The 22,703-nt window shown below is 63.3% G+C and carries 20 protein-coding genes; 5 read left to right on the forward strand and 15 right to left on the reverse strand.

Annotated features, from left to right (window positions below; translation table 11 throughout):
- The first annotated feature begins 28 nt into the window (after positions 1–28).
- The 3 genes from wecB to FGD77_RS02035 all read left to right on the forward strand — a co-directional run bounded on the left by wecB (position 29) and on the right by FGD77_RS02035 (position 3,320).
- The gene (wecB, locus tag FGD77_RS02025; RefSeq protein WP_255005863.1) at positions 29–1,168 is read left to right on the forward strand and encodes a non-hydrolyzing UDP-N-acetylglucosamine 2-epimerase; all 1,140 of its coding nucleotides are present in this window, start codon (positions 29–31) and stop codon (positions 1,166–1,168) included.
- The gene (wecC, locus tag FGD77_RS02030; RefSeq protein WP_369682672.1) at positions 1,161–2,417 is read left to right on the forward strand and encodes a UDP-N-acetyl-D-mannosamine dehydrogenase; all 1,257 of its coding nucleotides are present in this window, start codon (positions 1,161–1,163) and stop codon (positions 2,415–2,417) included. The genes wecB and wecC overlap by 8 nt, the downstream gene beginning before the upstream one ends.
- Positions 2,418–2,564: 147 nt before the next feature.
- Complete coding sequence (locus FGD77_RS02035) at positions 2,565–3,320, forward strand: sulfotransferase (RefSeq protein ID WP_255005864.1); 756 nt, start codon at positions 2,565–2,567, stop codon at positions 3,318–3,320.
- A 49-nt stretch (positions 3,321–3,369) separates the two neighbouring features.
- Here the strand turns inward: FGD77_RS02035 and FGD77_RS02040 are convergent, their stop codons facing one another.
- The 9 genes from FGD77_RS02040 to FGD77_RS02080 all read right to left on the reverse strand — a co-directional run bounded on the left by FGD77_RS02040 (position 3,370) and on the right by FGD77_RS02080 (position 12,984).
- Entirely contained in the window at positions 3,370–4,527 is a 1,158-nt protein-coding gene (locus tag FGD77_RS02040; protein WP_255005865.1) for a glycosyltransferase family 4 protein, read from the reverse strand.
- Complete coding sequence (locus FGD77_RS02045) at positions 4,520–5,491, reverse strand: glycosyltransferase (protein WP_255005866.1); 972 nt, start codon at positions 5,489–5,491, stop codon at positions 4,520–4,522. The genes FGD77_RS02040 and FGD77_RS02045 overlap by 8 nt, the downstream gene beginning before the upstream one ends.
- A gap of 164 nt (positions 5,492–5,655) precedes the next feature.
- On the reverse strand, positions 5,656–6,822 hold the full coding sequence (locus FGD77_RS02050) for a nucleotide sugar dehydrogenase (protein ID WP_255005868.1): 1,167 nt from the start codon (positions 6,820–6,822) through the stop codon (positions 5,656–5,658).
- A gap of 122 nt (positions 6,823–6,944) precedes the next feature.
- Positions 6,945–7,820 (reverse strand): glucose-1-phosphate thymidylyltransferase RfbA, encoded by an 876-nt coding sequence (gene rfbA, locus FGD77_RS02055; protein WP_255005869.1) that lies wholly within the window; start codon positions 7,818–7,820, stop codon positions 6,945–6,947.
- A complete protein-coding gene (rfbD, locus tag FGD77_RS02060; RefSeq protein WP_255005870.1) occupies positions 7,817–8,680 on the reverse strand; it encodes a dTDP-4-dehydrorhamnose reductase in 864 nt (287 codons plus the stop codon). Before rfbD ends, rfbA begins: the two co-directional genes overlap by 4 nt.
- On the reverse strand, positions 8,680–9,729 hold the full coding sequence (gene rfbB, locus FGD77_RS02065) for a dTDP-glucose 4,6-dehydratase (protein ID WP_255005871.1): 1,050 nt from the start codon (positions 9,727–9,729) through the stop codon (positions 8,680–8,682). The genes rfbD and rfbB overlap by 1 nt, the downstream gene beginning before the upstream one ends.
- Positions 9,726–10,295, reverse strand: coding sequence for a dTDP-4-dehydrorhamnose 3,5-epimerase (gene rfbC / locus FGD77_RS02070; protein ID WP_255005872.1), 570 nt, complete (start codon positions 10,293–10,295; stop codon positions 9,726–9,728). The genes rfbB and rfbC overlap by 4 nt, the downstream gene beginning before the upstream one ends.
- Positions 10,296–10,496: 201 nt before the next feature.
- The gene (locus FGD77_RS02075; RefSeq protein ID WP_255005873.1) at positions 10,497–11,528 is read right to left on the reverse strand and encodes a ParB N-terminal domain-containing protein; all 1,032 of its coding nucleotides are present in this window, start codon (positions 11,526–11,528) and stop codon (positions 10,497–10,499) included.
- A gap of 46 nt (positions 11,529–11,574) precedes the next feature.
- Positions 11,575–12,984, reverse strand: a complete 1,410-nt coding sequence (locus FGD77_RS02080) for an AAA family ATPase (protein ID WP_255005875.1) — start codon at positions 12,982–12,984, stop codon at positions 11,575–11,577.
- Positions 12,985–13,439: 455 nt separating this feature from the next.
- On the opposite strand from FGD77_RS02080, the gene FGD77_RS02085 reads away from it, so the two are divergent.
- Both FGD77_RS02085 and glmM read left to right on the forward strand, forming a co-directional pair.
- Complete coding sequence (locus FGD77_RS02085; protein ID WP_255005876.1) at positions 13,440–14,453, forward strand: replication initiator protein A; 1,014 nt, start codon at positions 13,440–13,442, stop codon at positions 14,451–14,453.
- Positions 14,454–14,596: 143 nt separating this feature from the next.
- On the forward strand, positions 14,597–15,940 hold the full coding sequence (gene glmM, locus FGD77_RS02090; RefSeq protein ID WP_255005877.1) for a phosphoglucosamine mutase: 1,344 nt from the start codon (positions 14,597–14,599) through the stop codon (positions 15,938–15,940).
- Between the two features lie 30 nt (positions 15,941–15,970).
- Here glmM and FGD77_RS02095 read toward each other — a convergent pair whose 3' ends face one another.
- From FGD77_RS02095 to FGD77_RS02120, 6 genes are all read right to left on the reverse strand, one after another.
- A complete protein-coding gene (locus tag FGD77_RS02095; RefSeq protein ID WP_255005878.1) occupies positions 15,971–17,383 on the reverse strand; it encodes an exonuclease domain-containing protein in 1,413 nt (470 codons plus the stop codon).
- Between the two features lie 3 nt (positions 17,384–17,386).
- Complete coding sequence (locus FGD77_RS02100) at positions 17,387–17,905, reverse strand: hypothetical protein (RefSeq protein ID WP_255005879.1); 519 nt, start codon at positions 17,903–17,905, stop codon at positions 17,387–17,389.
- A gap of 29 nt (positions 17,906–17,934) precedes the next feature.
- Entirely contained in the window at positions 17,935–19,740 is a 1,806-nt protein-coding gene (locus tag FGD77_RS02105; RefSeq protein ID WP_255005882.1) for a DUF294 nucleotidyltransferase-like domain-containing protein, read from the reverse strand.
- A 96-nt stretch (positions 19,741–19,836) separates the two neighbouring features.
- Entirely contained in the window at positions 19,837–21,615 is a 1,779-nt protein-coding gene (locus FGD77_RS02110) for a sodium:solute symporter family protein (protein ID WP_255005884.1), read from the reverse strand.
- 6 nt (positions 21,616–21,621) lie between these two features.
- Positions 21,622–21,909 (reverse strand): DUF4212 domain-containing protein, encoded by a 288-nt coding sequence (locus FGD77_RS02115; RefSeq protein WP_255005886.1) that lies wholly within the window; start codon positions 21,907–21,909, stop codon positions 21,622–21,624.
- Positions 21,910–21,936: 27 nt separating this feature from the next.
- The gene (locus FGD77_RS02120) at positions 21,937–22,632 is read right to left on the reverse strand and encodes an adenylate kinase (protein WP_255005888.1); all 696 of its coding nucleotides are present in this window, start codon (positions 22,630–22,632) and stop codon (positions 21,937–21,939) included.
- Positions 22,633–22,703 lie beyond the last annotated feature (71 nt).

A 22,703-nucleotide genomic window follows, 5' to 3' on the forward strand; every position in this document is an offset into this window, starting at 1 on the left:
AAGACAGATGCGTGGAAAGAGGGCAGACTTGAAGATCATCGTTGTGTTCGGCACCCGCCCCGAAGCCATAAAAATGGCGCCCGTGGTACAGCGGCTCAAGCAGATGCCGGGTCTGATCACCCATGTTTGCGTGACCGCCCAGCACCGTGAAATGCTGGATCAGGTGCTCAGGCTTTTTGGGATCGTCCCCGATTTTGACCTCAACATCATGAAACCGGGGCAGGACCTGACCGACATCACCGCCAATATCCTGCTGGCGATGCGGGGCATTCTGGCGGACGGCAGTTATGACCGGTTGCTGGTGCATGGCGACACGACAACCACCATGGCCGCCTCGCTTGCCGCCTTTTACGCGCAGGTACCTGTCGGCCATGTCGAAGCGGGACTGCGCACCGGGAATATCCATGCGCCCTGGCCCGAAGAAATGAACCGCCGCGTTGTGGGCCGCATTGCCGATCTGCATTTTGCACCGACAGAAACCGCACGCACCGCCCTGCGCGCCGAAAATGTGGATGATGCCAGCATCTTTGTCACCGGCAACACGGTGATAGACGCGCTGCACCAGATCGTCGCGCGTTTCGACGCCGACGCGACGCTGGACGCCAGGATGCGCGCGCAGTTCCCGATGATCAACCCCGATCGGCGGATGATTCTGGTCACCGGCCACCGGCGCGAGAATTTCGGCCAGGGGTTCGAAAACATCTGCACCGCCCTGCGCGACATCGCCGCCGACCGTGACGTGCAGATCGTCTATCCCGTCCACCTCAACCCCCGTGTTCAGGCACCGGTCCACCGCATTCTGGGCACCAGCACGGATGTGCATCTGATCGCGCCGCAGGATTACCTGCCTTTCGTGTGGTTGATGCGCCAGGCCCATATCATCGTCACCGATTCAGGCGGCGTGCAGGAAGAGGCCCCTGCCCTCGGCAAACCGGTGCTGGTGATGCGCGACACCACCGAACGCCCCGAAGCCGTCAGCGCGGGCACGGTCCGGCTGGTGGGCACCGACCCGGCCAGCATTCGCCGTGAAACGATCCGCCTGCTGGACGATCCCGCCGCGCACAGCCAGATGGCCCGCGCGCTCAACCCTTATGGCGACGGCGATGCCGCAACCCGCATCGCGCGGGTGCTCGCCGCGGACCCAACCAAGGACGTTATCCATGTTTGAGACTATTTCGCTGATCGGCCTTGGCTATATCGGCTTGCCGACGGCGGCTCTTTTTGCGGCGCGCGGCACGCAGGTGGTCGGTGTCGATATCTCGCAAAAAGTGGTGGATACGATCAACGCCGGCAAGATCCACATCGTCGAACCGGAACTGGACGGGATCGTCCACAAGGCCGTCACCGGCGGCAAGCTGCGCGCAACACGCACGCCCGAACCTGCGGACGCCTTCATCATCGCGGTGCCGACGCCGTTCAAGGACAATCACGAACCGGACCTGAGCTATATCCAATCCGCCGCCTTGATGATCGCGCCGGTGCTGAAGCCCGGCGATCTGGTCATACTGGAGAGCACCTCGCCGGTGGGCGCCACCGAACAGATGGCCGGCTGGCTGGCCGAGGCGCGCGCCGATCTCAGCTTTCCGCAGACCGCCGGAGAAGACGCCGACATACAGATTGCGCATTGCCCCGAACGGATTCTGCCCGGTCAGGTCGTGCGTGAACTGGTTGAAAACGACCGCATCATCGGCGGCATGACGGCGCGGGCCAGCGAAATGGCCGTCGCCATGTACAAGCTGGTGGTCAAGGGCAACTGCGCGATCACGAACGCGCGCACCGCCGAGATGTGCAAGCTGACGGAAAACTCCTGCCGGGATGTTTCCATTGCCTTTGCCAATGAGCTGTCGATGATCTGCGACGCGCTCGACATCGACGTGTGGGAACTGATCGCGCTGGCAAACCGCCACCCGCGCATCAACATCCTGCAACCGGGGGCGGGCGTGGGGGGCCATTGCATCGCCGTGGATCCGTGGTTCATCGTATCCTCGGCCCCCGAAACGGCCAGGCTGATCCGCACAGCGCGGATGCGCAACGATGAAAAGCCCGACTGGGTCCTGCAAAAAGGCAAGGACGCCATCATGCAGGTGCTGGCCGATAATCCCGACCGCGCGATGAAGGATGTCAAGGTGGCCTGCCTGGGGCTTGCCTTCAAACCCGACATCGACGACCTGCGCGAAAGCCCCGCCATGCAGATCGCACATGGTTTTGCCGATCTCGGGTGCCGGGTGCTGGCGGTCGAGCCGCATATCGACACCCTGCCCGGCAGCTTCGCCGCCAAGCCCGTCACCCTGACCCCGCTGGCTGACGCGCTGGCGCAGGCCGATGTGGTCTGTGTGCTGGTCCGCCACAGCGCTTTTGCCGACCTCAGGCCCCGGGTGCCCGCAACCACGAGGGTCCTTGATGTGGTCGGCATCTAGAGCGCTGCGAATCCTCGGCCTCGGGTTTGGCGCTACACTCTGTTTGTCCGGCTTGCATCTGTGGCAACACCAGTCGATATCAGACCCCCAGAATTGATTTGCAGCTGAACACCGTAGCTGACGGCCACCCTATTGAAAGACCCCTCCATGACCAAACCCGACATTGGCTTTTTCGTTATTGGTGCCGCACGCAGTGGCACGACCAGCCTCTACCGGGCGTTGGAACAGCACCCCGATATCTTTACCCCCGAGGTCAAGGAGCCCCGCTTCTTTGCCGGAAACTGGAAACTGGGCTGGGACTGGTACAGCGACATCTACGCCAACGCCCCCGAGACCGCCGTTCTGGGAGATTTCTCACCCAACTATACCAATACCGCAGAAGACACCTCCAACCCTGTCGTGCGCCGCATGGCGGAATTCTATCCGCAGGCGCGTCTGATCTACATGGTGCGCAACCCGATTGCCTGCGCCATTTCCAACTGGCGCATGGCAGCGGAGCTGCGCGGCGAAACCATCCCCTTTGGTCAGGCGCTGGAAGGGGATTGGGCCATGGGCGTCTATCACCGGGCCTGCTTCTTCCGCCAGATTTCTGCCTATCGCCAGGTGTTCTCGGATGACCAGATCCTCGCCATTCCGCTGGAGGCCATGAGAGCCGATCCCGATACCTGGATGGCAAAGGCCCATGCCCATATCGGCGTGCGCCCGCATCAGACAACCTTTCCAAGGGCCAATGCCAGCAGCCGCAAACCCAACCGCCCCGGCGCCCCTGACGTATCGCGCGCCGAGCGTCAGAAATTTCTGTCGATGATCCGCCAAGACGCTCTGTCCATGCTGGACTACATGGACATGCCCGCCAGCCTGTGGTCGCTCAGCCCGAATGCAAGAGACTGGACGCCGGCTTAAGGGCACCGGCCGAAACAGTGTCTAATCCCCTTATTAGGGACTGATATGCCTATATCCAGCCCGTAACGAGGGCACGGGCCTGCCGCTCAAAGACGTGACCACTCCACTGCGCCTGCCAGAGCGCCCTGATGCGGGTGACATAAGCCTCGCGGTCCGCGCAGAAGGTGGCAAGAAGACGATCAATCTCGCCTGCATCCTGCTTCAGGCTTGACCGAGTCAAGGCCAGACGCAGCGCCAGCGGATGGCTTTGCAGAAAATCACCGGATGTTTCAAACTGGCTCAGGATCAATGGCAGCCCCACCTCGAAGGCCTCCAGCGCGCCAATCGGCAACCCTTCATAGCGCGAGGTCAGCATATAGGCATCGGCCCCCATCAGCAGCGGGCGCACGTCGCGAACAGGCCCCTTGAACTGAATGCGCGCGGCGGCGGGCCCGGCTAGGCGGCGCAGACGCTTTTGCACGTCCGCCCGTTCGGTGCCCGATCCGCACAACGTCAGATGGCAGTCATCCGGCAGATGCGCGAACACCCGCACCGCCAGCGGATAGTTCTTCTGATAGCCGCTGCGCCCGGTCATGATCAGGTGACGGCCGGGTTTGTGCGGCGGGGTTTTCGGCAATCGACCCAGATTAGAGCCGTTTCCAAGAATATGGACCCGGTGGCGCGCCATCCGCCGCGCGCCCATCGCGTCGCGCATCCGGTCGGCCTGCGGCGGCGTGAGAAAGATCAGATCAAGCGGCGGGCAGGCCGACAGCAGCATCTTTTCTATCGCGCGCGACAGTTTGGAAAACCCTGCCCTGTGCCCCTTGCCGAACGGCAGACCGTGATAGGTCTGCACCACATGGGTTCCCGGCACGGGCCGCCAGATCCGCAGCGCCAGCGCCAGACGGCCGATCAGCCCCGGCAGCCGGGCATGCAGCCAGACAACGCGCCAACCGCGGCTTTTGACGCAGCGCATCAGCCCGCGCGAACCGATCCACAGCCGATGCGGCCAAAGACCGCTTTTCAACCCCGGCACCACATGATGGGTCGCCCCCGCCGCGGCCAGCGTGGAATAGCCGCCCTTGTCCGCTTCGCTGGCGACAGACACCTGGCCAATATCGGACAGGGCCGCAGCCAACTGGCAAATATGGCTCGGCACGCCCGACGGGTGCCCCTCGCCGCCCACCAGCAGGATTTTTCCACGGGGGTCATCCATCGGTTCAGACACGGCCAAGCGCCACCCCACCCCAAAACCCCAGACCTGACAGCCGCGACTGCCGGTAAAGCCCGATCCGGGCGATCCCGCGCAACCGTCGCAGCAGCTTCTGCTGACGTGCCTGCGCAAAGTCCTGAAGGATGGTGCGCGCCTCGGCGGTCAGCAGATCCTCGACCGCCTGCATGGCGGCAATATTGCCGCCCACCCGCGCCCGGAACGCCCCGCGCAGCACCTGACGCTTGCGCCTGATCTGCGCGCGCAGGCCCGCGCCGCTGCCCAGAATATTGCCGCCATGCTGCCTGTAGAGCAGGCCGGGACGCGCATCATGGATCACCTCTCCGCCCGCGCCACTGATCAGAAGATACAGCCACCAGTCATGCGCGAACATCGCGCCGGTGCGCCTTGCCGCATCCCGCGCCAGCCGCGCGGCGGCTGCGTTCAGCACGATGGTATTGCCCTGCGCCACGTTCTCGATCAGGGCATTGCGGAAACTGGGCGGGCGGTGCAGCGCGCGGCTGATCCGGCGCCGGTCGGCGGCGGGGTCCCAGTTCAGCACCCGACTGCAATACAGCGCGGGCCGGGCGACCGGCACGTCATTCAGCAGGGCCACGGCGCGCGCCAGCTTTTCGGGCAGCCACAGATCGTCCTGATCGGCAAAGGCAACCAGCCCCGCAGCGTCCCCAAGGCTGCGGATCAACCCCATGAAATTTTCGGAAAACCCCGCCCGCGGCCCGTCCTGCAAGCATACACGCTGCGGGTTATTGGAGACGAAGGCCCGTACCAGATCCTGCGTGCCGTCCGTCGATCCGTCATCGCTGCACGTCAGCACCCAGTTGCCGTGGCTCTGCCCGGACAGGCTCTGCAACTGGGCGGGCAAATAGGCTGCCCCGTTAAACACGCCCATCAGGATATGAACCTCTTGCACCGCCTCTGCCGCTGTCTTGTCTGGTGATATGTCCGCCCGGAGACGGCTCATCGCACGGTCTCCGCGCCGCGCAACCTGTAGCAGAGCCGGGATGTAGCACCAGACACCAAAGCAGACATTCACGCGTCCCTGTCAGTCATTTCAGAGTTTGCCCCTGATAGAGCCTTTGCCGGGCACCATCAATCAATTGATACGCCCCATCCGGGACGCGAAAATCAGTCGGCGCCCGACAGGTCGCGGGTGAAAACCTTGGCCTCGCAGTCATGGATATCGTCCGTCACGCGGTTTGCCACGATGATGTCCGACTGCGCCTTGAACGCCTCCAGATCGCGCACCACGCGCGAGCCGAAGAATGTGTCCTCAAGCAGGGCCGGTTCGAAAACGATGACCTCGACCCCCTTGGCCTTGATCCGCTTCATGATGCCCTGAATCGATGACTGGCGGAAATTGTCGCTGCCCGCCTTCATGACCAGACGGTAGATGCCCACCACATTAGGCTGGCGCGCGATGATCTGGTCGGACAGGAAATCCTTGCGCGTGCGGTTCGCATCCACGATGGCACGGATCAGGTTTTGCGGCACTTCGGAATAGTTGGCCAGCAGCTGTTTGGTATCCTTGGGCAGGCAATAGCCGCCATAGCCAAAGGACGGGTTGTTGTAGTGGTCCCCGATCCGCGGATCCAGACCGATGCCGTCAATGATCTGGCGCGTGTCCATGCTGCCGGCCATCGCGTAGCTGTCCAGTTCGTTGAAGAAGGCGACGCGCATGGCAAGGTAGGTATTCGCGAAAAGCTTGATCGCCTCGGCCTCATCGGGGTCGGTGAACAGCACCGGCACGTCCTTGCTGATCGCGCCCTCCAGCAGAAGGTCGGCAAAGACGCGGGCACGGTCGCTACGTTCCCCGACGATGATCCGGCTGGGGTGCAGGTTGTCATGCAGCGCCCGCCCCTCGCGCAGGAATTCCGGCGAAAAGATCACCTGATCGGTGCCCAGCTGCGCGCGGATCTCCTGTACGAACCCCACCGGCACGGTCGATTTGATGACGATGGTGGCGGCGCGGTTCACTGCCATGACATCGCGGATCACCGCCTCGACCGAGGACGTGTCGAAATAATTGGACTGCGGGTCATAGTTCGTGGGCGTCGCGACGATGACAAAATCCGCCCCGGCATAGGCCGCCGCCGCATCCGTGGTGGCTGTCAGGCGCAGGGGTTTCGTCGCCAGATAGGTTTGGATGTCCGGGTCCACGATGGGGCTGCGCCCGGCATTCACCATCTGCGCCCGCTCGGGCGAGATATCGATTGCTGTCACATCATGCGCCGCCGCCAGAAGCACCGCGTTCGACAAGCCGACATACCCGATCCCGGCAACCGCTATTTTCATGGTATCACTCGCCCCGGCAAATCAGCATCTGGTCCTTGCCCCCGCTTTAGAACACGGGGCCGGAAAGTACCACGCAAATGAAAGGCATGGCATGACCCATCCGCGCCTTTCGGCCGGTATTGTCAGTGCTTGAGCAGGCCCAGCAGGTAATCCCCATAGTCGTTCTTGGCGAATTTCCCGGCTATCTCGCGCAGATGATCGGCGCTGATCCACCCCTTGTCAAAGGCAATCTCGTCAGGGCTGCCGGTTTGCAGCCCCTGGCGCTGTTCCAGCGTGCGCACGAAATTGCCCGCATCCAGCAGGCTCGTATGCGTGCCGGTATCCAGCCACGCATAACCCCGCCCCATCTGTTTGACGCTCAGTTGCCCGTCGGCCAGATACATCTCCAGCAGGGTGGTAATCTCCAGCTCGCCCCGGTCTGACGGCTTCACCTGCCGGGCGCGGGCCGGCGCAGTACCGTCCAGGAAATACAGCCCCGTCACCGCATAGGAGGACGGCGGCACCTGCGGTTTTTCGACGATGGAGCGCACCTTGCCCTCGGCGTCGAAATCCACCACGCCGTAGCGTTCCGGGTCCGCCACGCGGTAGCCAAAGACCGTGCCGCCGACCTCCTGAGCGCCCGCATCCGCCAGCAGATCGGACAGGCGGTGACCGAAAAAGATATTGTCGCCCAGCACCATTGCACTGGGGGCACCGGCCAGAAAATCTTCGGCCAGGATATAGGCCTGCGCCAGCCCGTCGGGGCTGGGCTGGGTGATATATGTCAGCTCCAGACCCCACTGGGCGCCATCGCCAAGCGTGCGCTGGAACTGCTCCTGATCATGGGGCGTGGTGATGATCGCGATCTCGCGAATGCCGGCCAGCATCAGTGCGCTGAGCGGGTAGTAGATCATCGGCTTGTCATAGATCGGCAGCAGTTGCTTGGACACGCCCAAGGTCACGGGATAGAGCCGCGTTCCCGATCCGCCTGCCAGAATGATGCCCTTGCGCTGTGTCATGATTGCTGTGTCTCCAATTCGGACAGAATATCGTCCAGCCCTGCCCGCCAGTCGGGGCGCAAGATGCCAAAGTTGGCCATCGTCGCGCCATTGTCCAGCCGTGAATTCATCGGACGCCGGGCGGGGGTGGGATAATCCGTGCTGGGTATGTCCTGCACCGCGCAGGATATCTGCGCGCGTGCAAAGATTTCGCGCGCGAAATCGGCCCAGCTGACATCGGGCGCGCCCGAAAAATGGTAGGTGCCGGATTTGGACGGGGCCCCGATCAGCTGTCCCGCGATGGCGATGCAGGCCTCCGCGATATCGGCGGCGCAGGTCGGTCCGCCGATCTGGTCCGCGACGATGGTCAGCATGTCCCGCTCGGCCCCAAGGCGCAGCATGGTCTTGACAAAATTGCCGCCATGCGCCGACACCACCCAGGACGTGCGCAAAATGGCATGCGGCCCGCCCGCCGCGCGCACCGCCGCCTCTCCGGCCAGCTTGCTGCGCCCGTAGGCACCCAGCGGCGCCACAGGATCACCGGGCGCAAAGGGCGCCTGCCCGGCCCCGTCAAACACGTAATCGGTCGAGATATGCACCAGCGGCAGCCCCCGCGCCGCCGCCGCGCGCGCAATGGCCCCGGGCGCAGTGGCATTCACCAGCGTCGCGGTTTCTTCGTCCTCCTCGGCGCGGTCGACGGCGGTATAGGCCACCGCGTTGATGATCGCATCCGCATCGGTGGCGGCAACGCAGGCGGCACAGGCGGCGGGATCGGTGAAATCGGCCACGTCCCGGCCCAGAACCTCCAGCGTGGTGGCCCCTGCCCCGCGCTGCACCTCCTGCGCGACCTGCCCGGTTTTCCCAAACAGCAGAATTTTCATCACGCGGCCCCCAGCCGCCGGCCCACACCCTCGCGGTCCTGCAGGGCGCGCCACCAATCCTCGTTGTCCAGATACCAGCGCACGGTTTTCTCCAGCCCTTCCTCGACGCTGACACTGGGCCGCCAGCCCAGTTCCTCGCGGATGCGGGTGGGATTGATCGCATAGCGCGCATCATGGCCCGGTCGATCCGCGACAAAGCTGATCTGATCGCTATAAGAGCCCCCGTCATTGCGCGGGCTGAGCCGGTCCAAAATGGCGCAAAGCGTCTGCACCAGTTCCAGATTGCTGCGCTCGTTCTCGCCGCCGATATTGTAGGACCGCCCCACCGCCCCCGTTTGCAGCACGGTCAGCAGCGCGTCGGCGTGATCCTCGACATACAGCCAGTCCCGCACGTTGGAGCCGTTTCCATAGATCGGCAGCGCCTTGCCAGCCAGAGCATTCAGGATGATGACCGGCACCAATTTTTCCGGAAAATGATAGGGGCCGTAATTGTTCGAGCAGTTGGTCAGGACCACCGGCAGGCCGAACGTCTCGTGCCAGGCGCGCACCAGATGGTCCGAGCTGGCCTTGGACGCCGAATAGGGGCTGCGCGGATCATAGGGGGTATCTTCGGTGAACTGCGCCGTCGGATCGCTGGGCAAGGAGCCGAACACCTCGTCCGTGCTGATATGGTGAAACCGGAATGCCTCGGGGCGGCCTTCGCGTTCCCACAGGGCGCGGGCCGATTGCAGCAGGTTATAGGTGCCCATCACGTTCGTTTCGACAAAGACGCCGGGCCCGTCGATGGACCGGTCTACATGGCTCTCGGCGGCCAGATGCATGATGGCATCGGGGGCGTGGCGGGCGATGCAGGCTTCGGTTGCAGCCGCATCGCGGATATCCACCTGCTCGAAACTGTAGCGCGGGCTATCGGCCACGCTGGCCACGTTTTCCAGGCACGCAGCATAGGTCAGCGCGTCCAGATTGACCACCTCATGCCCCTGCCCCATGGCAAGCCGCACCACAGCGGACCCGATGAACCCGGCCCCGCCCGTAACCAAAAGCTTCATGATGTTGTTCCAACAAAGGTAAAGGGGCTCTTGAACGCGTCAAACGGCATCGCCGTCGCGTCTTTTTCGGACAGCAGCGGGGCCGTGCCGTTCAGCGGCCAGTCAATGCCGCAACTGTCCCAGCGCACCGCGCCATCGCATTCGGGCGCGTAGTGATCGGTGCATTTGTAAATGATTTCGGTATCGGGTTCCTGCGTCATGAACCCGTGCAGGAATCCCGCCGGCAACCACAGCTGACGCCCGTTCTCAAAGCTCAGCTCGGTTCCGGTCCACTCGCCATAGGTCGGGCTGCCGCAGCGGATATCGACGGCCACATCAAAAAGCCGCCCGCGCCCGCAGCGCACCAGCTTGCCTTGGGCATGGGGCGGCGCCTGAAAATGCAGGCCGCGTACGGTGCCGACCTGTCCGGACAGGGAATGGTTGTCCTGCACGAATTCGGGCAGGGTCAGACCCGCCTCGATCAGCCGGGTCTTGTTCCAGCTTTCCGAGAAAAAGCCGCGCGCATCCCCGTGACGCTCTGGCGTCAGGATCAGCACACCGTCCAGTCGGGTTTTTTCGATCTGCATCGTCGTCTCACATTCGTATTTTGTCTTGCGCTTGATCTAAAGCGTTTCAAGTCCACATTAAACCAGCCCTCCCCAAAAGTCAGCCTCCCCCGGAAAATTGCCTTCAGCCTATGGGGTGATCGCAGTCTGCGCAGGTCAAGCCTGCGGGGTGGCTGGACTGCAAACCTTTCGCATGCGAAAGGTTTGGCCTTTCGCGGGGCACTACTGCTGTCGGGATTTGAGCCAGGCTGTCAGATCGTCATTCAGGTCCGAATTGACGCCCTTGCCCTCAAGAACGATACGGCCACGGGCAAAACTGATTGAGAGACCTTGGGCTGCCAAGGCGGTATCGACTTGGCGGCCCGTTGCGGCCGCGTCCGACGATCGGGGCTTTCCGGCCTTGGGCTTTGACGCATCCGGGCGGGATTGGCTACGCTCGAGGATCATGCGCTCGTCCTCTGCGCTGGCCACATCTGCGCGGCTTAGTACCTGCTTGAGAGCCTGCGCAACGCCCGGATCGTCACTGATCGTACGCGACAGGGTCAATCCCAGACGCTCGGGGATCTGCGCCGGATAGCGCAAGGCGCCGTCCAGCGCGCGCACCAAAGGCATGAAGGATTTCACCTTGGACCTTTTCGAGAAGGAGGCCGTCGAAAACAGGCTCTGCAATGCCTTTTTGTCGCTTTCAAAAACATCGGCCTGCACAGCCTGCACAACGATGCGGGCGCGCTCGTAAAAGGACAGGTTTGCGCGAACCTCGTTCTCTTCCAGCATGGCGATATAGGCGGCGGGGCGATCCTCGGGCAGGCGGAGCAGGGCTTGAATCACGCCGAAACGCTCCAGCCCGCCGCTTTCCTCGTGCAGCTCGCTGAGGGCCTGCAAACGGCGCCAGCCTGAAATCAGGCCATAGTCCCCCTGACCCAGATCTGTAACTTCGATCGGCGTCTGCTGGCCGCGTTGACGGATGCTTTGCTTGAGCGCCTCCATCTCGTCCGCGTCACAGACCAGACGGTCGCGGATCAGGTAATCCGCCCGCACGGATTTCAGCGGCAGCGCCAGCACCATCCGGCCTTCGCGCCGGGCCGATTGCAATTCGTCCCGGACCATTTCGAACGCCGCCGTGATCGAAGCGTCGCCAGCCACCTGCGCGATCGGCGCGCGGCCAAGGGGCGCAAGCGGCGCTGCGGATGCGCTGCGTTCGGTCGGGACCGGGGTGCCGGGCTGGGCCGGAGTCAGGCGTTTGCGTTTGGCCATTCAAATCGTCCTTTGTTCAAAAGCGGAGCGCGGCAGGGCAGGGGGGTCAGGTCCCGACCGTCTCTGACTCGGTCTCCGACTCGGGCGTGCGCGCCAGATCTTCGCGCCTCCAGATGCCGATAAGCAGCCGTTTGAAGGCGGCATAGGTCTGATCGAAGGTTGCCCGGCCCCGCACATAGGTCTCGCGGTTGAAATCGCGGTAATCGGCCTCGTAGATACCGGCGGCCTGCTCGCCCGCCTGACCGATCAGCGCGGTGAAATCCTGCCGGTGCGGGGACAGGGTATCGCCGAGATAGGCCTGCATCAAGGCGGCCAGTTCGGCCTGCTGCGAGCTGTCATAGCGGGTGATGACGGCCCGCACCGCATCCCATTCGAAACTCAGCTCGGGCTGGCCGAGGGCGCGGGCGGCCATGTTCTCGCCCTCCTCGATGCTGGCAAAGGTGGAGTGCAGCATGTCAAAGAAACGCCCGGTGGAATCAAATTCGAGGAAGGACGCGCCGACCGGCACCAGCACGATGTCGGCCGCGGCCAGCCCGTTGATGGTGAGGTACCCCAGCGCCGGGGGGGTATCGATGAAGATCACGTCATACTGGTTCAGGATGCCGTCCGCCTCCAGCATCTCGGCCAGCGCATCCCACAGCCGCCAGCCACGGCTTTGCATGCGCCAGACGGGGATCTGGAATTCGGACCAGTACAGATTCAGCTGCGCGCCGATCAGGTCGATATTGGGCCAGTGGGTCTTCTGGACCAGATCCTGCGCGGTGATCTTGAGCGCCTCGGCCAGCGTGTCATCCAGCGGCTTGGGGTCGTCGCCGCGGTCGATCCGCGAGCGGTTCTCGGACTGAAGCGCCAGCGCGTAGTGTCGCGCCAGAAGCGGAAAGACGGTCTGCCATTCATCCTCGACGCGCCCGCCAAGGATCGAAGTCATCGAGCCCTGACTGTCCAGATCCAGCACTAGCACCCTGTAGCCATCCAGCGCCGCAGACATCGCCAGATGGGCCGCTGTCGAGGTCTTGCCGACGCCGCCCTTGAAATTGGCCACGGCCACCATCTTGGCGGGCAGGCCCTCGGGGCGATAGGGGCGGTACTCCTTGGACTTTGACCCTTCGGCGGCGAAATGCACGCGCAGGCGCAACACATCCTCGAGGGTGAACCACTTGGCGCCGGCATCGGTTTCGGACACGCCCTGGGGCAGGTGCGGGTTCAGCCGCAGCACCCGCCGGAAATGGGCCTGCGCAACCGGGATCAGATAGCGGGTGATTTCCCAGGTCGAGAATTTGCGCAGGGTTTTGCGACCCTCTTCGCCAAGCCCGCGCGAGGCCAGATCCTCGCGCCCCTGCTGGCACCGCGCGGCGATGGTCGCGAAGGTTTCGGCGGTGATCGCATCGCCAAGGTCGGACATGGCCGCGTCGGGGCTGATCCTGAAATAGGGGGGAAGGTCTGCTGGGTCGCTCATGAAAACTGCCACTCATGTCATGCTTTTACGGGATCATACCTGAAAACACAGGACATGGAACAATTATGAGCACATCGCGAAATTTTTTGCATTTCCTAAGCTTTATCAAGAGCTTGAAATATGTTCGGATCCTGATGCCTTGTGCGGGCCAAATGCACAAATACCCCAGATGGTAGTTATTTTATAGTTATCTTAGTGTTACAGGAGTCACCGCCTTCTGCTAAGCCTTTTATTCCGTTGGTAATTCGGCTCCTTTTTCCAGTACGTCCGACTCTGAAACCACGTTGATGCGATTCTGAAACCACGTTCATCTGACTCTGATACCACGTTGCGGCGGGGCGTTTGAGTGGACGTGGCCTGTGGATAACTTTAAGCTGGGTGTCATTGAAACCACGAAACAGATTCGCGTCTGTAGATCCGGGCACACCCGGGCGCGGCGCGGGGGCAGGACAGGCATGACGACAGCAACGCCCCCGGCGCGGGGTTCCGGCGGGCTTTTGCCCGATCATCACCCTACGGCCGATTTTTTTGTCTGCGACATCTTTGATGCCGCGCCCAAGGGCGATCTGGGCACGATGGAACACCCGATGTTTTCGCTGTCCACCCGGCCGGACCGACGCATCCTGTCCTATGATCACAACGGCGTACATATCGAGATCGCCCCATCGGTGCGCGGGCTGGCGACGATCCATGACAAGGACGTGCTGATCTACTGCATCAGCCAGTTGATGGCCGGGGTGAATGCGGGCCGCGCGATTGGCCGCACCCTGCATCTGAAGGCGCATGATCTGCTGGTAGCCACCAACCGCGAGACCAGCGGCGACGGGTACAAGCGCCTGCAAAGCGCGCTGGAGCGGCTGGTCGGCACCCGCATCACCACGAATTACGAGACCGGCGGCCACGAGGTGACATCGGGCTTTGGCCTGATCGAGAGCTGGCAGATCGTGCGCAAGACGCGCGGCGGGCGCATGATCTCGGTCGTGGTCACGCTGTCGGAATGGCTGTTTCGCGCGGTCCTGTCGAAGACGGTCCTGACGCTGAGCCGTGATTATTTCCGACTGCGCAAACCGCTGGAGCGGCGGGTCTATGAACTGGCGCGCAAACATTGCGGGCGGCAGGCGGAATGGACGGTGTCGGTCGACACGCTGCTGAAGAAGTCCGGCAGCGCCAGCCCCCGGCGCGTGTTTCGCAAGATGCTGCGCGACATGATCGCCGCCGATATCCTGCCCGATTACGAGATGAGCGAACAGCCCGGCGATCTGATCCGGTTTTCCCGCCGCGATGTCGTGGTACTGCCGGGGCAGTCCCCGACCCTGAGCGAGGCGGCCCTGGACGAGGCGCGCCGCCTGCATCCGGGCGTGGATGTCTATGCGCTGCAATCGGACTGGCTGTCTGTCTGGCGCGCGCGCGGGGCGGTCCGGCTGACATCCCCTGACAAGGCATTTCTGGGCTGGCTGGCCAAGAGGTAGGCCGCGCGAGACCAGCCGCCGGACTGGCAAAGGAAGCTTCGTTCACGCGATCCGCCACCTCGCCAAATGTCGGCAAGGCAGGTATGTAACCCCATCAAATTCTGGTGCCCCATCCGGGCACGCATCGGCGAAAGGCACCCTGTATGACGCGCAAGATCTTTGGCACTGACGGTATTCGCGGCACGGCCAACACCTATCCGATGACCGCCGACATGGCGCTGCGCGTCGGCGCCGCCGCGGGCCGCCATTTCCGGAAGGACGGGCTGAATGGCCACAGGGTGGTGATCGGCAAGGATACGCGCCGCTCGGGGTATATGCTGGAAAATGCGCTGACGGCGGGGCTGACCTCGACCGGGATGAACGTGCTGCTGCTGGGGCCGGTGCCGACGCCGGCGGTGGCGTTCCTGACGCGCTCCATGCGGGCCGATCTGGGCATCATGATCTCGGCCAGCCACAACCCGCATCACGATAACGGAATCAAGTTTTTCGGCCCCGACGGGTTCAAGCTGGACGATGCGTCAGAGGCGGAAATCGAACGCATCCTGTCGGGCGACATCCCGCCAGCCAAGCCGATCAATATCGGCCGCGCTAAGCGGATCGAGGAAGGGCAGGGCCGCTATGTCGAATATGCCAAGACGACGATCCCGCGCGCCACGCGCCTGACAGGGCTGAAGATCGTGGTCGATTGCGCCAATGGCGCCGCTTACAAGGCCGCGCCCGAAGTCCTGTGGGAACTGGGCGCGGATGTCATACCGGTTGGCACGTCGCCGGATGGCTACAACATCAACCTTGGCTGTGGATCGACATCGCCGCAGGCGGCGGCGGATGCGGTGCGCCGCCAGGGCGCCGATCTGGGGATCTGTCTGGACGGTGACGCCGACCGCATCGTGCTGATCGACGAGATGGGGCGCATCGTGGATGGCGATCAGATCATGGCGCTGTTTGCGCGGCTCTGGACCGAGGCCGGCACGCTGGCCGGCGGCACGCTGGTATCCACGGTGATGTCCAATCTGGGGCTGGAGCGCTATATCGAGGGGCTGGGCCTGACGCTGGAGCGCACCAAGGTGGGGGATCGCCATGTGGTCGCGCGGATGCGCGAGGGCGGCTTCAATCTGGGCGGCGAACAATCGGGTCATATCGTGATGAGCGATTACGCCACCACCGGCGACGGGCTGATCGCGGGTCTGCAATTTCTGGCCGCGATGGTGCATAGCGGACAGCCTGCCAGCACGCTGCTGAACAGCTTTGATGCGGTACCGCAGCTTCTGGAGAATGTCGCCCTGCGCGCCGGGGCGGCGCCGCTGGCCGACGCGGGCGTGCAATCCGTCATCACCGCGCAGGAAAAGCGGTTGACCGGCAAGGGCCGTCTGCTGATCCGCCCGTCAGGGACCGAGCCGCTGATCCGCGTCATGGCCGAATGCGAGGATGAGGCTTTGCTGCACGATGTCGTCGCCACGATCGTGGCCGCAGTGCGCGCCGCCGGATAAGCCCGTCCGGGGGCGCATCCCCGGCAAGGTTCACGGGGCGATCTGTCGATTGAGGTCTGGCAACAGCCGCGCATGTCGGCGCATTGCCGTGGTCGCATCGCCAAAGGTGTGGATGTCGTGGGCCTCCAGCATCGGCAACAGCCGCACCAGAACCTGCGCGGTGGCAATCGCATCCCCGATCGCCGTATGGCGCGCCGATCCGTCGATGTGAATATCAAGCCGGTCCGCGATGGCGTCCAGCGTGTGGGGCTCCCCCTCGCCAAAGATGACCGCTGACAGCAGCACCGTGTCCAGAACCGGATGATCGAAGGCAAGCCCAAGCCCGGCCTCGTGCCGTTTCAGAAACGCCAGATCAAAGGGCGCATTATGCGCGACCAGCACCGCATCGCGCGCAAAGCCGTGAAACTGGCGCAGGGCGGTGATGGGGTCTGGCGCCTGGCTGACCATGTCATTGGTGATGCCGTGGATGCGCGACGACTCTCCGGGGATGGGGCGGCCGGGATTGACAAGGGTTTCGCAGGTTTCGCCCCGCACAATGCGGTTGCTCAGCACCCGGACCGCGCCGACCTGAACGATTTCATCGCGCGTGATGTCAAGCCCGGTGGTTTCGGTATCAAACACCACATAGGACAGCGCCGACAGCGGCGTCTGGGCAATGTGCTGGTCCATCGCCCGGTCGGTCAGGCCAAAGTCAAAGACCAGCGGGCGTTCGGCCATGATGTCATCTTCGATCTCCATCGAGAGCATGAACCCACCGCCCTGCAAGGCGCGCCGGACCCGTGTGCTGACGGTGCCTTGCCCGTCCGCCGTGGCAAGATCCACATCGAGGAAGTGACGCCCGGAATCCGCCGCAAGATCGGCCACCGCGCGTTCCAGCGCGCCGCGATCAAGGTAGTCGAACACCGACCTGCCAAGCCCGAGCGAGGCAACCTGACCCAAGGCGTGGACGCATTGACGGTCATAGAGGATGATCCGGAACGCCTCGTCCAGCAGCATGACGGCGACGGGGATTTCAGACAGGAGCGCGGCAAGATGTGCGTTCTCCTCCTCCATCTTGCTGGTCGCGCTGTCGAGCCGCGATTCAAAGCTTGCGTGCATCTCGGCCAGTTCCCGGCAGAGCGCCCCCGAGGCAGGTCCGAGATCGCCAAGATGACGCACGCAGCTGACGTCAAGATCGGTGGTCACGCCGCCATGGGCCCGCGTGCGCAGCGCGGCGGTGAAACGGGTGATGGCGCGGGCGACATGTTCATCAAACAGCAGCCAGACCAGCACGGTGACCAGCACTGCGCCAAAGGTCGCGACCAGCCCGGCAACCGTCAGGGCCGGCAGCGCATCGGGCGCGCGGCGCCAGGCAAGCAAAACCCCCGCAGCGATGGCCGCGATATTGCCCGAGCCGATCAGCGCAAAGAGCAGCAGGATGCGAAGGCGAAGATTGCTGCGCACGTGCTATGCCTCCGCGCAGGCGGTGCGGGTGACAGGATCGTCGCGCCCGGTGTCGATCCAGGCGGAGTCGGGGACTGATCCATCCTCGCCCAGAACAAGGCCGGGCAGCAGATCGGCCCTGCGCCCTGACTCGCAATCGAAAACGGCCCTGATGCGCCGCGTCGGGGTCCAGCGGCCAAAGATATAGAGGCTGGTCATTTTCTGACCTTCGGCGGCCTCGTTCTCTAACGCACCGGTCTGGGAAACGGCGATGAAGCGGTCAACATACGGGAAAGCATAGGTCCAGGGCCGCCAGAACGCCTTGTTTTCATGGACGGTCGCCACTTTGACGCCCTCGGGCAGCGCGGCGGAATTGCGCGCGAACCACGAATATTCCAGCGATATGGACACTGCCAGCATCGCCGCACCGGCAACCACCGGAACCAGCCAGCGGGGCAGGGCAGGGATGATGCGCCGCACGATCATCACCACGCCCCCTGCGGCGACACCGGCCACGATTACGGCAATGAGTTCGAATAGCATGGCTTCTCCTTGGCGCGACCGGCGCGCCGCTATGGCAAGGCGCGGCCCTGTGCCAGTGCCGATTGCATTGTGCGCACAACCACGAAGGCGTTGCGCAGATGGCTGCGCTCGAAATCGCTGAGCGTCGCGGGTGCCATGAAATTATCGGGGGCCTCGCCGCGGCGCACCTGAAGTGCCTGATGGTCCAGTCTGGTCTGCGCGATGAGGTCGTAGGCATCCAGAAGATCGCGCGCGCCGCTGGCCGAGATGACCCCAGCCGTCTGCGCGCTTTCGATCCGCGTTCTTGTGTTGACCGCCGTCAACTGCCCGCGCAGGGCGTAAATGCGCCCCAGATCGACGATCGGCACGACGCCGTTCAGCTTCAGGTCGATCCGGTCGCGGTGTTCGCCCGACCGCACGGTGGCCAGCCCCCGCCAAAGCCCGAGAGGGGGCGCATGGCCAAGGGAGTTGGACACCATATGCGCCACGAAGATCGAATTTCGCGCGGATTCTGCAAGTGTTTCAGTTTGCAATCCCGCATAGAGGCTGTGATCGCCGCCGATCGGGCGCAGGTCGAACATGACCGACGCCAGCATCTGCGCCTCTTTGTCTGGGCGTGCGATCCAGCCCTGGAAATACTTTCGCCAGATGCGGACCGGCTGACGCCAGCGCGGGTTGGTGGCCATCATGTCGCCGGGACAGAAAACATAGCCGCAATGGTTCAGGCCGTCCGAAACAAAGCGGGCGAGGTCCGAGAAATAGGCGTCGTGGTCTTCGGTCGCGTCATCCGATAGCATCAGCACATTGTCCTGATCCGACACGCCGGTCTGTTCACGCCGGCCCTGACTGCCACAGGCAAGCCAGAGATAAGGGACCGGCGCCGGCCCCAGATGCGACTCGCCAAGCGCCAGCAGGCGGCGGGTGACGGCATCGGCGATGTCGGTCACAAGGCGCGTGGTCACGTCGTGCCGGTGCCCCGCGCCGACCAGTTGCGCCAGCAGTTGCGGGATCCGCCGGGTGATATCGGCCAGCGCATCCGCATCCGGCGCGTGGGCGGCGTCCCTGATGATCTCGGACGAGCTTTCGGCCTGAAACCGTGTCAGATCGGTCTGGGTGACGACCCCGGCCAGCCCGGCTTCGCTGACGATGGGAACATGGCCGATGCCCCGTTCCATCATCAGATGCAGCACGTCCGAGCCGATGGCGTCGGGGGGCAGGGTGACGGGATCGGCGGTCATGACGCGGCTGACCGGCGTGTCGGGGTCAAGCCGTTCGGCCACCACGCGGGCGGAAATATCGCGGGTCGTCAGAATGCCGCAGAGCGCGCCATCCTTGACCACCATCAGCGAAGATATCCTGTCATCGCGCATGATCACTGCCGCTTCGGCCAATGTCGTGTCCGGGCTGACCGCCTTCGGGGCCTTGGACATCAAGGCGGCGACCGGCGTCTGGGTCAGACTGCGCTGAAGCGCGCGCGGCGGGCGCGATCTGGCGAAAAAGTCATGCATCGCCGCATCGCGGTCGATCATGGCGCGGAAATGTTGTGTCGGCAGCAGCAGGATTTCGGTGGCAGCGACAGCGCGGGCATTGGTCAGGGCGGCGCCATCGCGCATCAGCCCACGTTCACCAAAGACGTTGCGCGGTCCCAGCGAGGACAGCGGGGCACCATCCGGATCGGTCACCTCAACCTCGCCCGAGCGAATGATATAAAGGCCCTTGAGGGGGTCGCCTGCGCGATAGATCGCTTCGCCCGCAGCAAAGCTGTGCGGTTGGGTCACCGCAGCCACTGCGCCCAGATCCGCCACCGGGAGCCGGTCCCAGGGGTGAACGCCGGCAAGGAAATCAGCGATGCTCATGAATGGCTGCCTTTGTAAGATCAACTGCCCGCCAGGGGGCGGGCAGGGAGGTGGTGTGGTTGCGCCGGGCACCACAAGGGATGCCCGGCGGCAGGATCAATGGTCGCTGGCAGCCCCGGCGCCGCGCGGAACGCGAACGCTTTCGACCAGATCCCGGATATGCTGGGGTGTCGGTTCGGTGCTGCGCGACACCAGCCAGGCCACGAGGAAGTTCAGCGCCGCACCCACAGAACCGATCGCGGTGGATTGAATTCCGAACAGCGATCCGGAGATCGTATCCGGAAACTGGTTGGTGTCCGGGATGAAGAACCAGCCCTTGTGCATGAAGATGTAGACCAGGGTAAAGATCAGACCGGTCAGCATGCCGGCGACCGCACCCTTGTTGTTGATGGATTTCGAGAAGATCCCCATCATCAGCGCAGGAAAGATCGACGCGGCCGCAATACCAAAGGCCAAGGCCACCGTTTGCGCCGCAAAGCCCGGAGGATTGAGGCCAAGATAGGTGGCCACCGCAATCGCGACAGCCATGGATATCCGGGCCGACAGCAATTCACCCTTTTCCGAGATATTCGGATTGATCGTCGCCTTGATCAGGTCGTGACTGATCGCCGACGAGATCGCCAGCAGCAGACCCGCCGCCGTTGACAGCGCCGCCGCCAGACCGCCCGCCGCGATCAGCGCGATCACCCAGCTGGGCAGTTGCGCAATTTCGGGGTTGGCCAGCACCAGAATGTCGCGGTTGACGTCCAGTTCGTTACCTTCCCAGCCACGATCAGCGATCTGGGCTGCAAACTCCGCATTGGTGTCATCATAGTATTGAATGCGACCGTCGTGGTTCTTGTCGTCGAAGGTGATAAGCCCGGTAACTTCCCAGTTGCGAATCCAGTCGGGCCGCGCCTCGTATTCAATAGGCTGTTCCGCTGTGCCATTGGGGTACAGCGTATCGATGATGTTGAGGCGCGCCATGGCACCCACAGCAGGGCAGGTCAGATAGAGCAGCGCGATGAAGACCAGCGCCCAACCCGCCGACCAACGTGCATCAGCGACCCGCGGAACGGTGAAGAAGCGGATGATGACGTGCGGCAGACCGGCAGTACCGATCATCAGCGATATGGTGAACAGCAACATGTTGATGACCGCCGATGGTGTGCCATCCTGCGCGGTATATGCGCCAAAGCCAAGCTCCTGCACCACCTCGTTCAGACGTCCCAGCAGCGGTTCGCCGGTTGTCACACTGTCGCCGAACAGACCCAGCGGCGGGATCGGATTGCCGGTAAGCTGCAGCGAGATGAAGATGGCCGGAATGGTATAGGCCAGGATCAGCACGCAATATTGCGCGACCTGCGTGTAGGTGATGCCCTTCATGCCGCCCAGAACGGCATACATGAAGACGATCGCCGCGCCGATATAAAGGCCGGTTTCGTTGGATACTTCCAGAAACCGCGAGAACGCAACGCCGGCACCGGTCATCTGACCGATGACATAGGTTGTCGACGCGATGATCAGGCAGACCACGGCAACCAGACGCGCGCTTGGGCTGTAGAACCGGTCGCCGATGAATTCGGGTACGGTAAATTTGCCGAACTTGCGCAGATACGGCGCCAGCAGCAGCGCCAGCAGCACGTAACCGCCGGTCCAGCCCATCAGATAGGCACTGGCCGGATAGCCCGCAAAGGCAACGATGCCCGCCAGCGAGATGAAGGAGGCCGCAGACATCCAGTCGGCTGCGGTGGCCATGCCGTTCATGACCGGATGCACGCCGCGCCCGGCGGCGTAGAATTCAGCCGTCGATCCGGCACGGGCCCAGATTGCGATACCGATGTAGAGCGCGAAACTCGCGCCGACAACGATCAGGTTAAGGGTATATTGGTCCATGTCTGTTTACTCCTCGTCGACGCCGTATTCGTGGTCGAGCTTGTTCATGCGCCAGGCGTAGAAGAAAATCAGCGCCAGAAAGACAAGGATCGATCCCTGTTGGGCAAACCAGAACCCCAGGTCGGTCCCGCCGATCTTGATGCCGGACAGAAGCGGGCGCAGCAGGATGCCGAAACCAAAACTCACCAGTGCCCAGATGGCCAGGGATATGTAGATGAGACGTAAATTGGCAGTCCAGTAGCCGCTCCCGTCGCTATCGGCGCGGCGTGCCGTTTTCTTGGTTGGGTCGGCCATTGGCCATTCTCCTCTTCGTTGCGCCAGTTATCTGGCCTGGTTTTTTATCTGTCCCACGATGCCCTGCATGGATTGGGCAACGTCATCGATCGGTCCCATGGCGTCGATGGATTGCAGCACGCCGCGCTGCTCGAAATAGTCAATGAGCGGCGCGGTTTGCGCGTGATACGCTTGCAGCCTTGCGGTGACGGTTTCGGCGTTGTCGTCCGCCCGCCGCACAAGGGTGCCGTCCTCGCATATGTCGCAGGTGTCCGGGGTGGCGGGTGGTTTGAAACGGTCATGATACCCCTCGCCGCGGGTGGCGCAGGTGGCGCGGCCTGACACCCGTTCGACCATCGCGTCGTCGTCAACGGTCAATGCAATGGCTGCGCCGACGCTCATGCCGTGACGCGCCAGAAGCGCATCCAGCGCCTCGGCCTGTGCCGTGGTCCGGGGAAAACCATCCAGAATCACGCCACTGGCGATGTCGGGCTGTTGCAACCGCTCTTCGAGGATGTCCAGAACGATGGCATCCGGGACAAGCCCGCCCGCCTTCATCACAGCATCCGCCGCCACGCCGGCGTCGGTCCCGCCTTGCACTGCGGCGCGCAGCAGGTCGCCGGTCGACAGTTGGACCAGGCCAAACTGCTCTTGCAGCAGTCGCGCCTGAGTTCCCTTGCCAGCGCCGGGTGGTCCCAAAAGCACAAGGACGGTCGCAGTCGTATCGGGGGTGCTTGCGCCCATATGCTTACTGCCTGTTCATGCGGTTTTCGATCAGCTCGTCCACGACCTCGGGTTCGGACAGTGTCGAAGTA

Origin of the sequence: Roseovarius sp. M141, from assembly GCF_024355225.1 — a bacterium.
GTDB lineage: Bacteria > Pseudomonadota > Alphaproteobacteria > Rhodobacterales > Rhodobacteraceae > Roseovarius.

Bases quoted from the DNA above. Each gene is read 5' to 3' on its own strand.
- wecC (WP_369682672.1), top strand. From the start codon at position 1,161: ATGTTTGAGACTATTTCGCTGATCGGCCTTGGCTATATCGGCTTGCCG.
- FGD77_RS02035 (WP_255005864.1), top strand. From the start codon at position 2,565: ATGACCAAACCCGACATTGGCTTTTTCGTTATTGGTGCCGCACGCAGT.
- FGD77_RS02045 (WP_255005866.1), bottom strand. From the start codon at position 5,491: ATGAGCCGTCTCCGGGCGGACATATCACCAGACAAGACAGCGGCAGAG.
- FGD77_RS02050 (WP_255005868.1), bottom strand. From the start codon at position 6,822: ATGAAAATAGCGGTTGCCGGGATCGGGTATGTCGGCTTGTCGAACGCG.
- rfbA (WP_255005869.1), bottom strand. From the start codon at position 7,820: ATGACACAGCGCAAGGGCATCATTCTGGCAGGCGGATCGGGAACGCGG.
- rfbD (WP_255005870.1), bottom strand. From the start codon at position 8,680: ATGAAAATTCTGCTGTTTGGGAAAACCGGGCAGGTCGCGCAGGAGGTG.
- rfbB (WP_255005871.1), bottom strand. From the start codon at position 9,729: ATGAAGCTTTTGGTTACGGGCGGGGCCGGGTTCATCGGGTCCGCTGTG.
- rfbC (WP_255005872.1), bottom strand. From the start codon at position 10,295: ATGCAGATCGAAAAAACCCGACTGGACGGTGTGCTGATCCTGACGCCA.
- FGD77_RS02075 (WP_255005873.1), bottom strand. From the start codon at position 11,528: ATGGCCAAACGCAAACGCCTGACTCCGGCCCAGCCCGGCACCCCGGTC.
- FGD77_RS02080 (WP_255005875.1), bottom strand. From the start codon at position 12,984: ATGAGCGACCCAGCAGACCTTCCCCCCTATTTCAGGATCAGCCCCGAC.
- FGD77_RS02085 (WP_255005876.1), top strand. From the start codon at position 13,440: ATGACGACAGCAACGCCCCCGGCGCGGGGTTCCGGCGGGCTTTTGCCC.
- glmM (WP_255005877.1), top strand. From the start codon at position 14,597: ATGACGCGCAAGATCTTTGGCACTGACGGTATTCGCGGCACGGCCAAC.
- FGD77_RS02100 (WP_255005879.1), bottom strand. From the start codon at position 17,905: ATGCTATTCGAACTCATTGCCGTAATCGTGGCCGGTGTCGCCGCAGGG.
- FGD77_RS02105 (WP_255005882.1), bottom strand. From the start codon at position 19,740: ATGAGCATCGCTGATTTCCTTGCCGGCGTTCACCCCTGGGACCGGCTC.
- FGD77_RS02110 (WP_255005884.1), bottom strand. From the start codon at position 21,615: ATGGACCAATATACCCTTAACCTGATCGTTGTCGGCGCGAGTTTCGCG.
- FGD77_RS02115 (WP_255005886.1), bottom strand. From the start codon at position 21,909: ATGGCCGACCCAACCAAGAAAACGGCACGCCGCGCCGATAGCGACGGG.
- FGD77_RS02120 (WP_255005888.1), bottom strand. From the start codon at position 22,632: ATGGGCGCAAGCACCCCCGATACGACTGCGACCGTCCTTGTGCTTTTG.